Below are 13,585 nucleotides of genomic sequence, written 5' to 3'. Positions count from 1 at the left end.
TGGGTTCGGCGTTGATTCTCAGCAGCCGGGCCATATTCGATTGGTCGAACAACTGCGGGTTTTGCCGTCAGTTGGGCGCATGTCTCCGAGGCTTCGCCTGCTACGCTGAAAACACGCGGGAAGGCCCCTGGGCCTCCTTGTCCACACCCGGATCCAACCTATCAAGAGAAAGCCCTCCATGTCGATCACCGCCATCGAATCCGTCCTGCAGCAGATGCGCGCCACCGCGCTCCAGAGCGGCATCGCGCAACCCGCCGCCGAGGCGGCCCAGCCGGGGGGATTCGCGGCCGAGCTGCGGCGCTCCCTCGACAGCATCAGCACCGCACAGACCAAGGCCTACGGCCAGGCCGAGGACTTCGAAATGGGCAAGCCCGGCGTGGCGCTGAACGACGTGATGGTCGACCTGCAGAAGGCCAACGTGGCTTTCCAGACCGGGCTGCAGGTGCGCAACCGGCTGGTGGCGGCCTACCAGGAAGTGATGAACCTGCCCGCCTGAACCCGGAGGTTGTGGGGTGCGCATCTTTTTTTGCGCCGGACTCTAAATGTTTGAAAAGCCCTGCCGATAACTAAACCAACGATGGCTTGAGTCTCACAGTGGGAGCGGGTCCAGCGTTGCGGCCTGAGGGCCGGAGTCCACAACCTTTGTCTATCAGGAGTCGAACATGGCGCAAGTCATCAACACCAACAGCCTTTCCCTGCTCACGCAGAACAACCTCAACGCGTCGCAATCGTCGTTGAACACGGCGATCCAGCGCCTGTCTTCCGGTCTGCGCATCAACAGCGCCAAGGACGACGCCGCCGGCCAGGCCATCGCCAACCGCTTCACGGCCAACATCCGCGGCCTGACGCAAGCCTCGCGCAACGCCAACGACGGCATCTCGCTGGCGCAGACGACGGAAGGCGCGCTCAAGGAAGTGAACAACAACCTGCAGCGCGTTCGCGAACTGTCGGTGCAGGCCGCCAACGGCAGCAATTCGGCCAGCGACCTGCAGTCCATCCAGGACGAAATCAAGCTGCGCCTCGGTGAAATCGACCGCGTGTCGAAGCAGACCGACTTCAACGGCGTGAAGGTCCTCTCGTCGTCGGCCAAGCCGCTGACGGTTCAAGTGGGTGCCAACGACGGCGAAACCATCGACATCGACCTGAAGGAAATCAGCTCGAAGACGCTCGGCATGCAAGGCTTCAACGTTGCCGGCCCCGCCGCCACGGCCGCCTTCGCCTTCGACGGCGTGACCGGTTCGGCCGCAGGCGATGCGCCCACGGCTGCCCAGCTGAAGTCGCTCTACGGTTCCACCACGGCCGTCACCACGACGACCGTCGCCGAGAAGACCACCGACGACCTGTCGACCAAGCTCGGCCTGGCCGCGGGCGGCGCCACGCTCACCGGCAACACCGTTGCCGACAAGAACGGCAACCTGTTCGCCGAAGTCTCGATCACGCCCACCGGCGCAGGCGAAACCTCGTCGTTGATCAACCAGGGCTTCACCGGCGCGGTCGACGGCACCGCCATGTTCCGCTACATCGCGCTCGACCCGGCTTCCGCCGACACGGCCACGACCGCCGGCACGGCCGCTTTCACCGTCGATACCTCGAAGGTGTCCGTGGCCAGCCTGCAGACCGGCTCGACGGCCAGCCCGCTGGAAGCGATCGACGCGGCACTGAAGCAAGTCGACGACCTGCGCAGCTCGCTGGGTGCGGTGCAAAACCGTTTCGACTCGGTGATCTCCAACCTCGGCACCGCCATCACCAACCTGTCGTCCTCGCGCTCGCGCATCGAAGACGCCGACTACGCAACCGAAGTGTCGAACATGACCCGTGCGCAGATCCTGCAGCAAGCCGGTACCTCGGTGCTGGCCCAGGCGAACCAGACCACGCAAGGCGTGCTGTCGCTCCTGCGTTGATCTGAGAAGGCATTGCGCAGCCGTCGGGCGAAAGCCCGGCTCCGGCTGCGCTGTTCCCTGCGGCCTGGCTCCGGCCAGGCCGCAGACGACAGCGAAAGCAATCAAGACAAGAAGGTGGAAATCATGTCGATCCCCGTAAGCCCCGCGGCAGACGGCCCGTGGTGGATGCAGGCGCTCTCCGGGCGCACCGCCGGCAAGGCCGCCGAGGAGGCCGTGGCCGCGCCATCGGACGCCGTGGACGAAGCCACGCCCGTGCAGGTCGCGCAGGCGGTGAAGGAGGCCAATGCTTCGCTGCAGAGCCGCTCGGTCGGGCTGCAGTTCGAGATGGACGAGGACACCGACAAGCTCATCGTCAGGGTGGTCGACCGGGAAAGCGGCGAGGTCATCCGCCAGATCCCTTCCGAGGAAGTGGTGCGCATCGCCAAGGTGCTGGGCAAGGCGCCCGGCCTGCTGGTGAGCCGGGAAGCCTGACAGGCGCCGCCTTTTCATTCACAGACATCAGGAAATCTCAACATGGCATCGATCAGCAGCCTGGGCGTTGGCGCCAACCTCGAACTGGGCACCCTGCTCACCCAGCTCCAGACGGCGGAAAGCCAGCCGCTCGTGGCGCTTCAGCAGCGCCAGGTGAGCTACACGAGCAAGCTCTCGGCCTACGGCACGCTGCAAAGCTCGCTCGGCACGCTGCAGGCCGCGGCCAAGAAGCTGTCCGACCCCGCGTTGTTCCAGGGCGTGAAGGCTGCCTCCAGCGCCACCGACGTGCTGACCGCGGCGGCCGCAAGCACGGCCGCGGCCGGCACCTACGCCATCGAGGTGACGCAGCTCGCGCAGTCGCAGTCGCTGGTTGCGGCGGGCCAGGCGAACACCACCACGGCCATCGGCAGCGGAACCATCACCATCGATTTCGGCACCGTCACCGGCGGCGCGCTCGACGCGGCCACCGGCACCTACAACGGCTCGGGCTTCACCAAGGACGCCACCCGCACGGCCGTGCCGATCACCATCGACGGCAGCAACAACACGCTCGCAGGCATCCGCGACGCCATCAACGCCGCCAAGGCCGGTGTCTCGGCCAGCATCGTGAACGACGGCAGCGGCACGCCCAACCGGCTGGTGCTGACCTCCTTGCAGACCGGCGAGGCCTCGAGCATGCGCGTCTCGGTGGCCGGCGATGCGGCGCTGCAGAACCTGCTGAACAATGACCCCGCGGGCACGCAGAACCTGCGCCAGACAGTGGCAGGGCAGAACGCCAAGCTCACCGTCAACGGCATCGCCGTGACCAGCGCGAACAACACCGTCAAGGAAGCCATCCAGGGCACCACGCTGACGCTGCTCAAGACCGGCAGCAGCAGCCTCTCGACCCAGGCCGACACGGCCGCGGTGGAGACGGCCATCAACGATTTCGTCAAGGCCTACAACAGCCTGCAGGCCACGGCCAACACGCTGACCGCCTACAACAAGGACTCCAAGACCGGCGCCGCGCTGGTCGGCGATTCGACGCTGCGCAACCTGCAGACGCGCATCCGGCAGGCGCTCACCACGCCGCAGGCCGGCGGCCCCGACGACATGAAAGTGCTGTCGGAAATCGGCGTCGCCTTCCAGAAGGACGGCACGTTGGCGGTCGATTCGACCAAGCTCAAGTCGGCGCTCGCCAGCAACCTGGCCGGCGTTTCCGGGCTGTTTGCGAGCGCCACCGGCAGCACCGCCGGCTACGGCAAGCAGCTGAGCGCGCTGGTGGACGACCTCACCTCCACCGGCGGCGCGCTCAAGGTCGCCTCCGATGGCATGACCGCATCGCTCAAGCAGCTCGACGAACAGTACGCCGACATGAAGACGCGGGTCGATGCCAAGGTGGAGCGCTATCGCACGCAATTCACCCAGCTCGACCTGCTCATGAGCCAGATGAACCGGACCAGCAGCTATCTCACGCAGCAGTTCGCGAGCATGCAAAACAGCGGCAAGTAGTAGCCATTCCAGCGGAGCAAGCAGCCCATGTACACCCCCCACACCTTCAGGACCGGCGCCAGCGCGTATGCGCGCGTCGGCATGGAGACGCGCACCATGAGCGCGTCGCCGCACCAGCTCATCGTCATGCTGTTCGACGGCGTCGTCACCAGCATCGGCATGGCACGCCACCACATGGCCACCGGCGAGATGGCCGCCAAGGGCAACGCGATCTCCAAGGCCGTGAGCATCGTCGACAACGGCCTGAAGGCCGCCCTCGATGCCAAGGCCGCGGGCGCGGCTGGCGCCGAACTGGTGGGCAATCTCTCGGCGCTGTACGACTACGTGATCCGCCGGCTGCTCTATGCCAACCTGCACAACGAGCCGAAGGCGCTCGACGAGGCGGAGGCATTGCTCGAGAACGTCGCGTCCGCATGGCGCGAGATCGGCGGCGCCAGTGCCGGCAATTGACATCTTCACATTGGAAGCGCAGGCCGTGCCCGTCCGCCACGAAGTCATCCGTTGCTATGGCGAGCTCGCTGCGGCCATGTCGCTCATGGCCTCGCTGGCCCGCGCGAGGGAATGGGACCGGCTGCCCGAGCTCGAAGCCCGCTGCGCGGCGCTGGTCGACCGGCTCAAGGCCGTTGGCGCAGTGTCGCTCGATGCGGCGCAGCTCGAAGAAGTGCGCGGCCTGATCGCGCGCATCCACGCCGACCAGGCCGAGGTGTGCGGACTGGTCAAACCGCAGCTCGAACGCCTGGTGGCCAAGATGGCCCAGCTGCAGAACCGCAGCGATCTGGGCAAGGCCTACGGCCTGCCGCACTGATCGCCCGACGCTGCGCCCATGGCCATGAACAGACCGATCGGACCTGCCGTCGATGCGCTGCTTGCCGCGAAGCTTTCTTCGACGCGGCCGGACCTGGCCGTGCTGCAGACCGAGGTCGGCACCAGCATGCCCGTCGGGCCGACGGCCGAGATCCAGAAGGTCAAGAACGATGTCCGGCTGCCGTCGCACGCCATGCTCGAGGCGCCCCTTGCGGCCGGTACGCCGCCCGCGCTGCCGCGCGCCGATGCGCCGCCCTCGATCGACACGCGGTGGTCCGCGGCGGCACGCGTCATCGGCGCCGTGCTGGCGGACCTGCATGCCGAACCGGAGCCGGTGCGCGGCGCGACGCCGGTGTGGACGTCGCCACAGGAGGCGCCGGCCGGCGCCGTGCTCGCGGCCGCGCTGGGACGATCGGTGAGCGGCAGCGGACTCTTCTACGAATCGCATCTGCTCGAATTCGCCATGGGGCTGCGCACGCTGTCGCAGCTGGCCGAGGAGCCGCAGGTTCGGCTGACGCAGCTGACGCAGCCGCTTCAGCAGCCGGCCGTGCCTGGCACCTCCGGGGCGCCACCCACTGCGATGCCCCAGCCTGCTGTCGCCCAGCGTGCTGCCGCGGCGCCACTCTTCGCTGCCGGCGGGCCCACTGCGCCCGTGGCGTCCGGTGCATTGCCGCAGGCACTGCCGTCCGAAATCGCTTCGCGCGCCGGCGCGCCGTCCGCCCAGACCCACCAGGCCGCGCTTGCCTCGACAAGCCATGTGGCCGCGATGGCCGGCGAGGAGCGCACGGCCAGCCTCGGCGCCGCTGAAGCCGGTGCAGCCAATGCTCCGGCGCGCGCGGCGGCGCCCGCCGCGGCCGAGCTGATCCATCCGCAGACCGCCGCGCTGGTGCACCAGCAGCTCGACCTGCTGGCCACCGCCGTGTTCCGCTGGAGCGGCCAGGCGTGGCCGGGTGTGCCGATGGCGTGGTCGATCCACGAAGAAACCGAACAGCCCGGCGATGCGCCCGAAGGCCGCGGCGATGGGGGCGGCACGCCTGCGCGCCGCTGGACGACCACGGTGTCGCTCACGCTGCCGAAGCTGGGCGCGGTGGATCTTCGCCTGAGCCTCGCTGGCGAACTGGTCCAGGCGCACCTGTCCGCCAGCGAGGCCGCGACGCTGGTCCGGCTGCGCAGCGACGGCGGCGAACTGGCACCGCGTCTCGAGGCCGCCGGCCTGCGGCTGCAGGACCTGCAGATCACGGCCATGGAGCGCACCGCATGACGACCCCCGCGCAACCGCGCCAGAGCGCAGTGGCCCTGTCCCACGCCGACACCGCGAAGGCGCCGGTGGTGGTGGCCAAGGGCTATGGCGTGACCGCGGAATCGATCCTTCGGCAGGCGCGCGAGAACGGTGTCTACGTGCACGCCTCGCCGGACCTGGTCCGGCTGCTGATGCAGGTGGACCTCGATCGGCAGATTCCGCCGCAGCTTTACCTGGCGGTGGCCGAAGTCATGGCGTGGATCCACGGCATCGAGAACGACAGGGGCCAGGCAGCTGGCCGATCCGATTAATGTTTTTTCATTGAATCGCCATCTTTGTGAGAGCCGGTCGCGTCGGCGGAAGGCTCGTCGTGCGATTGCAACAAAGGCTTACATGTACTTGTAGCCCTGTTTACAGTTTGAGTAGTGCAGAAGGTTACAAGTGTTAAATATTGTGAATAATCCCAATCAGGACATGACTGAACGGAGTGCATTTTGGAAACGGATAACGTGATGAGCGTAGCCAACGGCGAAATCTCCCGGGAAATCGGCGACATCAACCTCGCCTACATGCTGCTGGCGCAGAAGCTGGTCAAGCAGGACCGCGTGGCGGCGATGTTTCGGCTCGGCGTGAGCAGCGAACTGGCCGACATGCTGGCCGGCATGTCGCTGGCGCAGATCGTCAAGCTGGCGGCGTCGAACTTCCTGCTGTGCAGTTTCAGGCTGGACGAGCATGCTTCGATGTCGGCCGTAGTTGGCGAAGGTAAGGACACGATGCTGCAACAAGCACACATGTCGATCCTGATGTCGGCACGAAGCCTGCAGACCCGAAAAGCAGCGGTGGCCGCATGACGCGCAAGAGCGTCCTGGGCGAGGTGCGGGAAGTCCAGCTTGCGATCCAGCTGATCCAGCTGGGCGCCCGCCTGCAGTTCCTGGAGGCGGAAGTGGGCCTGAGCCGCGAGCGGCTGATCCGCCTCTACAAGGAAATCAAGGGTGTTTCCCCGCCCAAGGGACTGCTTCCCTTTTCAACCGATTGGTACATGACGTGGCTGGCGAATATCCATTCGTCAATGTTTTACAACATGTATCAATTCATGAAAATTCATTCGGACGAAGAAAAAGTCTGGATATTGATTAAAAGCTACAAACTTTATTTGCAGCAAATTGCGGCGCAGGACAGCGAGCCAATTCTGGATTTCACGCGCGCCTACACGATGGTGCGCTTTTTCGACAGCGACATGCTGCAGCTGAGCACCTGCTGCCGCTGCTCGGGGCAGTTCGTCGCGCATGCGCACGACCACAAGAGCGGCTACGTGTGCGTGCTCTGCCGGCCGCCGTCGCGCGCGGGCAAGGCGCGCGGCGCCAAGCGCGGCGCGGCGGGCGAGGCCACCACGCTCGGCATCGAAGGCATGGGTTTTGGCGTGGAGGCGGCGCCGGGCGGCGCGGGGCTCCACTGACACGGACCCTGCCCGCCGGGCAGGGCTTTTGAATCGACGCCTCAAGGGCAATAGGGGAAGCGCGTGCTCCTTCTGGTTGGGTATCTGGTGGTGATTGGCGCCGTCTTCGGCGGCTATGCGCTGATGGGCGGGCACTTCGGCGTGCTGTTCCAGCCGGTCGAACTGCTGATGATCGGCGGCGCGGCGCTGGGCGCCTTCCTTGCGGGCAACAACGGCAAGACGATCAAGGCCACGCTCAAGGAGCTGCCGCTGCTGCTGCGCTCGTCCAAGCACAACCGGCAGCTCTACCTGGACCTGCTCGCGCTGCTCTACGAACTGCTGGCCAAGGCGCGCAAGGAAGGGATGATGAAGCTGGAGTCCGACGTGGAGGACCCGGCGCAGAGCCAGATCTTCAGCCGCTACCCCGAGATCCTGGCCGATGCCGGCGTGATGGAGTTCCTGTGCGACTACCTGCGGCTGGTCATCAGCGGCAATACCGACGCATTCGAGATCGAGGCGCTGATGGACCACGAGATCGAGACCATCAAGCACGAGGCCGAGATGCCCGTGCACAGCCTCTCGCGCGTGGGCGATGCGCTGCCGGCGCTGGGCATCGTCGCGGCCGTGATGGGCGTGGTGCATGCGCTGGGCTCGGCCGACCTGCCGCCCGCGGAAATGGGCGCGCTCATCGCGCACGCCATGGTGGGCACCTTCCTTGGCGTGCTGCTGGCCTACGGCTTCGTCTCGCCGCTGGCTTCGCTGATCGACCAGAAGGTGTCCGAAGGCATGAAGCTGTACCAGTGCGCCAAGGTCACGCTGCTCGCCAGCCTCAACGGCTACGCGCCGCAGCTGGCGGTGGAGTTCGGCCGCAAGGTGCTGTTCTCGACCGAGCGGCCCAGCTTCACCGAGCTGGACAGCCACGTGCGCGAAGTCAAGGCGCGCTGAGCGGCGCGGCGCATCGTCATGAGCACGGAAAAGCACAGGGTCGTGGTCAGGCGCGTCGCCGCCCATGGAGGCGGCGGGCACGGCGGCGGGTGGAAGATCGCCTATGCGGACTTCATGACCGCCATGATGGCGTTCTTCCTCGTGATGTGGCTCTTGTCCAATACCTCGCCCAAGCAGCGCGAGGGCATCGCCGAGCACTTCCGCATGCCGCTGAAGGTGGCGCTCAGCGGCGGCGAGAAGAGCAGCACCAGCATCAGCGTGGTGCCCGGCGGCGGCATGGATCCGAGCGCGCGGATCGACGGCGAGGTGCAGCGCGCCGACGCCGAGGACGACGCCGACGCGGACCGCCTGGCCAGCATGAAGGAGCGGCTGGACAAGCTCATCGAGAACAGCCCGGTGTTCCGCCAGTTCCGCTCGCAGATCCTGATCGACATCACGACCGAGGGCCTGCGCCTGCAGATCGTCGACAACGAGAACCGCCCGATGTTCGACCTGGCCAGCGCGCAGGTGGTGCCGCACATGCGCGCCATCCTGCGCGAGCTCGGGCCCACGCTCAACGAGCTGCCCAACAAGATCACGCTGTCGGGCCACACCGATGCCTTCGTCTACAGCAACGGCGACCGCTCCTACGGCAATTGGGAGCTGTCGGCCGACCGGGCCAACGCCTCGCGGCGCGAGCTGGTCATGGGCGGCATGGCCGAGAACAAGGTGCTGCGCGTGGTCGGCCTGGCCGACAGCATGCACCTGGACCGCGGCAATCCGCGCAACCCGATCAACCGGCGCATCAGCATCATCCTGCTCAACCACCGCACGCAGCAGCAGATCGAGCACGAGAACAGCGGCGGCGGCGGCACTGCCGGCGCCCTCCGGCCCGCAAAGTCGAAGGCTTCGCAGCCGCCGCTCTTCGCCCCCGCAGACAACCTGAAGGTGACCGTCAAAGGATCGCCGGCACCCACGCACCCTTAAAGACATTGACGCCGGCACGCATGCACGCCGGTTCGGAGCAACGATGGATCTCAGTCAGTTCACACAGGCATTTTTCGTCGAAGCCGTCGAGCTTCTGGCGCAGATGGAGCAGCTGCTTCTCGAGCTGGACGCCGAGGCGCCCGACAGCGAGCAGCTCAACGCCATCTTCCGTGCCGCGCATTCGATCAAGGGCGGCGCGGCCACCTTCGGCTTCGTCGCGCTGACCGACACCACCCACCTTCTGGAAACCCTGCTGGACCGCGCGCGCCACGGCCAGCTGACGCTGAGCCGCTCGATGATCGATTCATTCCTGGAAACGAAGGACGCCTTGCAAGAACAACTGATGGCCTACCAGGCCGAGAACGAACCCGACCCCGAGCGCGTGGCGCACATCTGCGAGGTGCTGCGCCAGCTGGCGCTGGAGAGCGACGGTGCTCAGGCGGCGCCTGCACCGGCACCCGTGCCTGCACCCGCACCCGCACCCGCACCCGCCGCCGTGCCCGCTGCTTCCGCCGCCGCGGTGTCCGCGCCGGGCGGGGCGCTGCGCATCCGGTTCTCGCGCCTGTCCGATAGCGAATGCGAGCTGCTCGCCGACGAGCTCGGCAACCTCGGCAAGCTGCTGTCGCGCACACGCAGCGGCGACCAGCTCACGGTGCTGCTCGACACCAGCTGCGCGCCCGACGACATCGTGGCCGTGTGCTGCTTCGTCATCGACGAGTCGCAGATCGAGATCACGGCCGAGCCTGCTGGCGATGCGGCTCCTGCGGCCGCGCCCATTGCCGCCGCGCCAGCCGCACCGGCGGCCGCGGCATCGCAGCCCGCTCCAGCGCCGGCCGGCCCAGCGTCCAGGCCGGCGTCTTCTTCGGCTGCCGCAGCGGGCGCCAAGGATTCGAGCTCGATCCGCGTCGACGTGGAAAAGGTCGACCAGCTCATCAACCTGGTGGGCGAACTGGTGATCACGCAATCGATGCTCACGCAGGCCGCCACCATGCTCGATCCGGTGGAGTGCGAGCGCTTCCTGAGCGGCCTCGGCCACCTGGAGCGCAATGCGCGCGACCTGCAGGAATCGGTGATGTCGATCCGCATGATGCCGATGGACTACGTCTTCAGCCGCTTCCCGCGCGTGATCCGCGACGTCAGCGCCAAGCTCGGCAAGGAAGTGCGCCTGGACACCTTCGGCAAGGAGACCGAGCTCGACAAGGGCCTGATCGAACGCATCATCGATCCGCTCACCCACCTGGTGCGCAACAGCCTGGACCACGGCATCGAGACGCCGGCACAGCGCATCGCCAAGGGCAAGGAAGCCGAAGGGCAGCTGCTGCTGTCGGCACAGCACCATGGCGGCAACATCGTGATCGAGGTCAGCGACGACGGCGCGGGCCTGAACCGCCAGAAGATCCTCGCCAAGGCCATGCAGCAGGGCCTGCCCGTGACCGACACCATGCCCGACGACGAGGTGTGGCAGCTGATCTTCGCGCCCGGCTTCTCCACGGCCGAGCAGGTCACCGACATCTCGGGGCGCGGCGTCGGCATGGACGTGGTCAAGCGCAACATCCAGGAGATGGGCGGGCACGTGGAGATCAGCTCGCGCGAGGGCTGGGGCACCACCACCCGCATCGTGCTGCCGCTCACGCTGGCCATCCTGAACGGCATGTCGGTCAAGGTGGGCAGCGAGGCCTACATCCTGCCGCTGAGCTACGTGATCGAGTCGCTGCAGCCGCGCACCGAGCACCTGCATTCGATCACCAGCGACGGCCACGTGATCAAGGTGCGCGGCGAATACCTGCCGCTGATCGAGCTGCACGGCGTGTTCGACGTGGCCGGCGCGCAGACCGACCCGACCCAGGGCATCCTGGTGATCGTGCAGGCTGGTGAGACGCGCTTCGCGCTCCTGGTGGACGAGCTGCTCGGCCAGCACCAGGTGGTGGTCAAGAACCTGGAGACCAACTACCGCAAGGTGCCGGGCATCTCGGCCGCGACGATCCTGGGCGACGGCAGCGTGGCTTTCATCATCGACGTGGATGCCATGCCGCGCATCCAGCGCGCGCACGTGGAGCGTGCCACCGTGCTGGCCCGTGCGGCGCGCGCGGAGCCGGTCGCGGCCTGACGGATACAACCCACGGAGACGATGCAATGCGTTTTGATTTTTTCCGGCGCGCCACGGCCGAGGAAACGCCGGCAGCCGAAGCGGCCCTGGGCCTGGCGGCTCCGCGCAATGCAGAGGGCTTTGTGGCCTACACCTTGCTGCTCGATGCGCACAAGCGCGTCGCAGGCTACAAGCTCGACTGGCGCGCGGCCGCCAGGCCCGAAGAAGCGCCGGATGCGATCAGCCAGTTCAAGTCGCTCGTGGCCTGCGTGACCGAGCACCTCAACCCGCCGGACACGCCGTGGCGGCTGGGGCGCAGCGAACTGTTCTTCGACGTGAATGCCGAATCGCTGGCGCTGGGCGCGCTGCAATCGCTGCCGCCCGAGTTCACCGTGCTCTGCCTGGAGCTCGGCGACCTGGCCAACGAGGAGCTGCGGCCGATCCTGCACTTCCTGCACGAGCAGGGGTTCAGCTTCATGCTGTGCCGCGCCAATGCGCTGCCGGAAGATCCCGAGCTGCTCGGCCTGGTGAGCCATTTCGACGTGGGTGCCGGCGATCCCCAGCTGGTGGCGGCCGCGCGCGGCAAGGAGCAGCCCGACCACATGCCGATCCAGCCGATCGCCACGCGCATGGCCTCGTGGAAAGACTTCGAAGCCTGCGCTGCCCGCCGCGTCGACGTGTTCGCCGATCCGAACTGCGGCCTGCCGCCGCCTGCAGCGAGCACCGGCAGCCATGCGCTGCAGCCCGAGTCGGTGCTGATCATGCGGCTCTTGCAGATGATCCAGCGCAACGAGGACCTGCGCGAGATCGAGGCGGCCCTCAAGCGCGATGCCGCGCTCACCTACCGGCTGCTGCGCCACATGAATTCACCGGCCGTGGGGGCCGGCGTCGAGATCCATTCGCTGCACCACGCGGTGACGATGCTCGGCTATTCGCCGCTGTTCCGCTGGCTCTCGCTGCTGCTGGCCACCAGCAACCCCATGGGCAGCCCGCCCTTCATGATGAAGAGGGCCATCATGCGCGGCCGCTTCGTCGAGCTGATGGGCGAGATCATGCTGCCGCGGGGCGAGTCGGACAACCTGTTCGTGGTGGGCATGTTCTCGCTGATCGACCAGCTGCTGGGCATTCCGATGCAGGAGGTGCTGAACAAGGTGCAGCTTTCCGATTCGGTCCAGCAGGCCATCCTCACGCGCGGCGGCGTGTACGGCCCCTTCCTCTCGCTGGCCGAGGCCTGCGAACTGGACACCGGCGAGGCGGCGCGCCTGGCGGAAGCGCTGCTGCTGAGCGCCGGCCAGGTGAATGCCGCACACCTGTCGGCACTGGCCTGGTCGCAGGACGTGATCCCGGCCGAAGCCGCCTAGCGAGACGCGCGCATGACCTCCGAATTTCTTTTCACCGACAGCGATTTTTCGCGCATTCGCACGCTCATCCACCGGCGCGCCGGCATCGCGCTGGGCGAGCACAAGCGGCAGATGGTGTACAGCCGGCTCTCGCGCCGGTTGCGCGAGCTCGGGCTGCCCGAATTTTCGGCCTACCTGGCCATGCTGGAAGACAGCCGCGACGGCCAGGAATGGCAGCTGTTCATCAACTCGCTGACCACCAACCTGACGTCGTTCTTCCGCGAGGCGCACCACTTTCCGGTGCTCGCGGAACTGGCGCGCAAGTGCGCCCAGCCGCCCACCGTGTGGTGCGCGGCCGCATCGACCGGCGAGGAGCCCTATTCGATCGCGATCACGCTGATGGAGGCGCTCGGCGAGCGTGCGAGCGCAGCGCGCGTGATTGCCACCGACATCGACACCGCGGTGCTGGCCCGCGCGTCGGCCGGCGTCTTCACGATGGAGCAGGTCAACCGCATGTCCACCGACCGCCTGCGGCGCTTCTTCAACAAGGGCACGGGCGCGAACGCCGGCAAGGTGCGGGTGCGCCCCGAGGTGGCTGCCATGGTCAAGTTCTCGCGGCTCAACCTGCTCGATGCCTCATGGCCCGTGAAGGAGCCGGTGGACGCGATCTTCTGCCGCAACGTGATGATCTATTTCGACAAGCCCACGCAGAAGAAGCTGCTCGACCGCTTCATGCCGCTGCTCAAGCCGCACGGCCTGCTGTTCGCGGGGCATTCGGAGAACGCCTCGCTGGTCAACCAGAGCTTCAAGACGGTCGGGCAGACGGTGTACGCGCTGGGCAAGGCGCGTGCATGAGCGCAGCGCCGGGCCGCCCCAAGCAAGCTCGCACCGCAGTGCGAAGCACGA

15 protein-coding genes are annotated in these 13,585 nt (G+C 67.0%); all 15 read left to right on the top strand.

Going from position 1 to position 13,585, the window contains the following annotated elements:
• The first annotated feature begins 178 nt into the window (after positions 1-178).
• The 15 genes from fliE to FB547_RS21425 all read left to right on the top strand — a co-directional run bounded on the left by fliE (position 179) and on the right by FB547_RS21425 (position 13,534).
• A complete protein-coding gene (gene fliE, locus FB547_RS21495; protein ID WP_015866941.1) occupies positions 179-496 on the top strand; it encodes a flagellar hook-basal body complex protein FliE in 318 nt (105 codons plus the stop codon).
• Between the two features lie 166 nt (positions 497-662).
• Entirely contained in the window at positions 663-1,901 is a 1,239-nt protein-coding gene (locus FB547_RS21490; protein WP_145745710.1) for a FliC/FljB family flagellin, read from the top strand.
• A 123-nt stretch (positions 1,902-2,024) separates the two neighbouring features.
• On the top strand, positions 2,025-2,372 hold the full coding sequence (locus tag FB547_RS21485; protein ID WP_145745709.1) for a flagellar protein FlaG: 348 nt from the start codon (positions 2,025-2,027) through the stop codon (positions 2,370-2,372).
• Between the two features lie 42 nt (positions 2,373-2,414).
• Positions 2,415-3,863 carry a flagellar filament capping protein FliD gene (fliD, locus tag FB547_RS21480; protein WP_145745708.1) on the top strand — a complete coding sequence of 483 codons (1,449 nt, stop codon included), beginning with the start codon at positions 2,415-2,417 and terminating at the stop codon, positions 3,861-3,863.
• 27 nt (positions 3,864-3,890) lie between these two features.
• Positions 3,891-4,313 carry a flagellar export chaperone FliS gene (gene fliS, locus FB547_RS21475; RefSeq protein WP_145745707.1) on the top strand — a complete coding sequence of 141 codons (423 nt, stop codon included), beginning with the start codon at positions 3,891-3,893 and terminating at the stop codon, positions 4,311-4,313.
• A gap of 25 nt (positions 4,314-4,338) precedes the next feature.
• Positions 4,339-4,668 carry a flagellar protein FliT gene (locus FB547_RS21470; protein ID WP_261380349.1) on the top strand — a complete coding sequence of 110 codons (330 nt, stop codon included), beginning with the start codon at positions 4,339-4,341 and terminating at the stop codon, positions 4,666-4,668.
• A 24-nt stretch (positions 4,669-4,692) separates the two neighbouring features.
• Entirely contained in the window at positions 4,693-5,928 is a 1,236-nt protein-coding gene (locus FB547_RS21465; protein ID WP_145745706.1) for a flagellar hook-length control protein FliK, read from the top strand.
• The gene (locus FB547_RS21460) at positions 5,925-6,218 is read left to right on the top strand and encodes an EscU/YscU/HrcU family type III secretion system export apparatus switch protein (protein WP_145745705.1); all 294 of its coding nucleotides are present in this window, start codon (positions 5,925-5,927) and stop codon (positions 6,216-6,218) included. Before FB547_RS21465 ends, FB547_RS21460 begins: the two co-directional genes overlap by 4 nt.
• Positions 6,219-6,419: 201 nt before the next feature.
• Entirely contained in the window at positions 6,420-6,758 is a 339-nt protein-coding gene (flhD, locus tag FB547_RS21455; protein WP_186454215.1) for a flagellar transcriptional regulator FlhD, read from the top strand.
• Positions 6,755-7,363, top strand: coding sequence for a flagellar transcriptional regulator FlhC (gene flhC / locus FB547_RS21450; protein ID WP_145745703.1), 609 nt, complete (start codon positions 6,755-6,757; stop codon positions 7,361-7,363). The genes flhD and flhC overlap by 4 nt, the downstream gene beginning before the upstream one ends.
• 63 nt (positions 7,364-7,426) lie before the next feature.
• Positions 7,427-8,287, top strand: coding sequence for a flagellar motor stator protein MotA (gene motA, locus FB547_RS21445; protein ID WP_145745702.1), 861 nt, complete (start codon positions 7,427-7,429; stop codon positions 8,285-8,287).
• 18 nt (positions 8,288-8,305) lie between these two features.
• Positions 8,306-9,253, top strand: coding sequence for a flagellar motor protein MotB (motB, locus tag FB547_RS21440; protein ID WP_145745701.1), 948 nt, complete (start codon positions 8,306-8,308; stop codon positions 9,251-9,253).
• Between the two features lie 43 nt (positions 9,254-9,296).
• Positions 9,297-11,360: a chemotaxis protein CheA gene (cheA, locus tag FB547_RS21435; protein ID WP_145745700.1), complete on the top strand. Its 2,064-nt coding sequence runs from the start codon at positions 9,297-9,299 to the stop codon at positions 11,358-11,360.
• Between the two features lie 26 nt (positions 11,361-11,386).
• The gene (locus FB547_RS21430; RefSeq protein ID WP_145745699.1) at positions 11,387-12,700 is read left to right on the top strand and encodes an EAL and HDOD domain-containing protein; all 1,314 of its coding nucleotides are present in this window, start codon (positions 11,387-11,389) and stop codon (positions 12,698-12,700) included.
• 12 nt (positions 12,701-12,712) lie between these two features.
• Positions 12,713-13,534: a CheR family methyltransferase gene (locus tag FB547_RS21425; protein ID WP_145745698.1), complete on the top strand. Its 822-nt coding sequence runs from the start codon at positions 12,713-12,715 to the stop codon at positions 13,532-13,534.
• The last annotated feature ends 51 nt before the right edge of the window (positions 13,535-13,585 follow it).

It is taken from the genome of Variovorax beijingensis (genome assembly GCF_007828835.1).
Taxonomy (GTDB): domain Bacteria; phylum Pseudomonadota; class Gammaproteobacteria; order Burkholderiales; family Burkholderiaceae_C; genus Variovorax; species Variovorax beijingensis_A.
This window is presented reverse-complemented; position numbering and strand designations above follow the sequence as displayed.

What these genes read in the sequence shown, in the direction of transcription:
- fliE (WP_015866941.1), top strand. Translation starts at nt 179, where the DNA reads ATGTCGATCACCGCCATCGAATCCGTCCTGCAGCAGATGCGCGCCACC.
- FB547_RS21490 (WP_145745710.1), top strand. Translation starts at nt 663, where the DNA reads ATGGCGCAAGTCATCAACACCAACAGCCTTTCCCTGCTCACGCAGAAC.
- FB547_RS21485 (WP_145745709.1), top strand. Translation starts at nt 2,025, where the DNA reads ATGTCGATCCCCGTAAGCCCCGCGGCAGACGGCCCGTGGTGGATGCAG.
- fliD (WP_145745708.1), top strand. Translation starts at nt 2,415, where the DNA reads ATGGCATCGATCAGCAGCCTGGGCGTTGGCGCCAACCTCGAACTGGGC.
- fliS (WP_145745707.1), top strand. Translation starts at nt 3,891, where the DNA reads ATGTACACCCCCCACACCTTCAGGACCGGCGCCAGCGCGTATGCGCGC.
- FB547_RS21465 (WP_145745706.1), top strand. Translation starts at nt 4,693, where the DNA reads ATGAACAGACCGATCGGACCTGCCGTCGATGCGCTGCTTGCCGCGAAG.
- FB547_RS21460 (WP_145745705.1), top strand. Translation starts at nt 5,925, where the DNA reads ATGACGACCCCCGCGCAACCGCGCCAGAGCGCAGTGGCCCTGTCCCAC.
- flhD (WP_186454215.1), top strand. Translation starts at nt 6,420, where the DNA reads ATGAGCGTAGCCAACGGCGAAATCTCCCGGGAAATCGGCGACATCAAC.
- flhC (WP_145745703.1), top strand. Translation starts at nt 6,755, where the DNA reads ATGACGCGCAAGAGCGTCCTGGGCGAGGTGCGGGAAGTCCAGCTTGCG.
- motB (WP_145745701.1), top strand. Translation starts at nt 8,306, where the DNA reads ATGAGCACGGAAAAGCACAGGGTCGTGGTCAGGCGCGTCGCCGCCCAT.
- cheA (WP_145745700.1), top strand. Translation starts at nt 9,297, where the DNA reads ATGGATCTCAGTCAGTTCACACAGGCATTTTTCGTCGAAGCCGTCGAG.
- FB547_RS21430 (WP_145745699.1), top strand. Translation starts at nt 11,387, where the DNA reads ATGCGTTTTGATTTTTTCCGGCGCGCCACGGCCGAGGAAACGCCGGCA.
- FB547_RS21425 (WP_145745698.1), top strand. Translation starts at nt 12,713, where the DNA reads ATGACCTCCGAATTTCTTTTCACCGACAGCGATTTTTCGCGCATTCGC.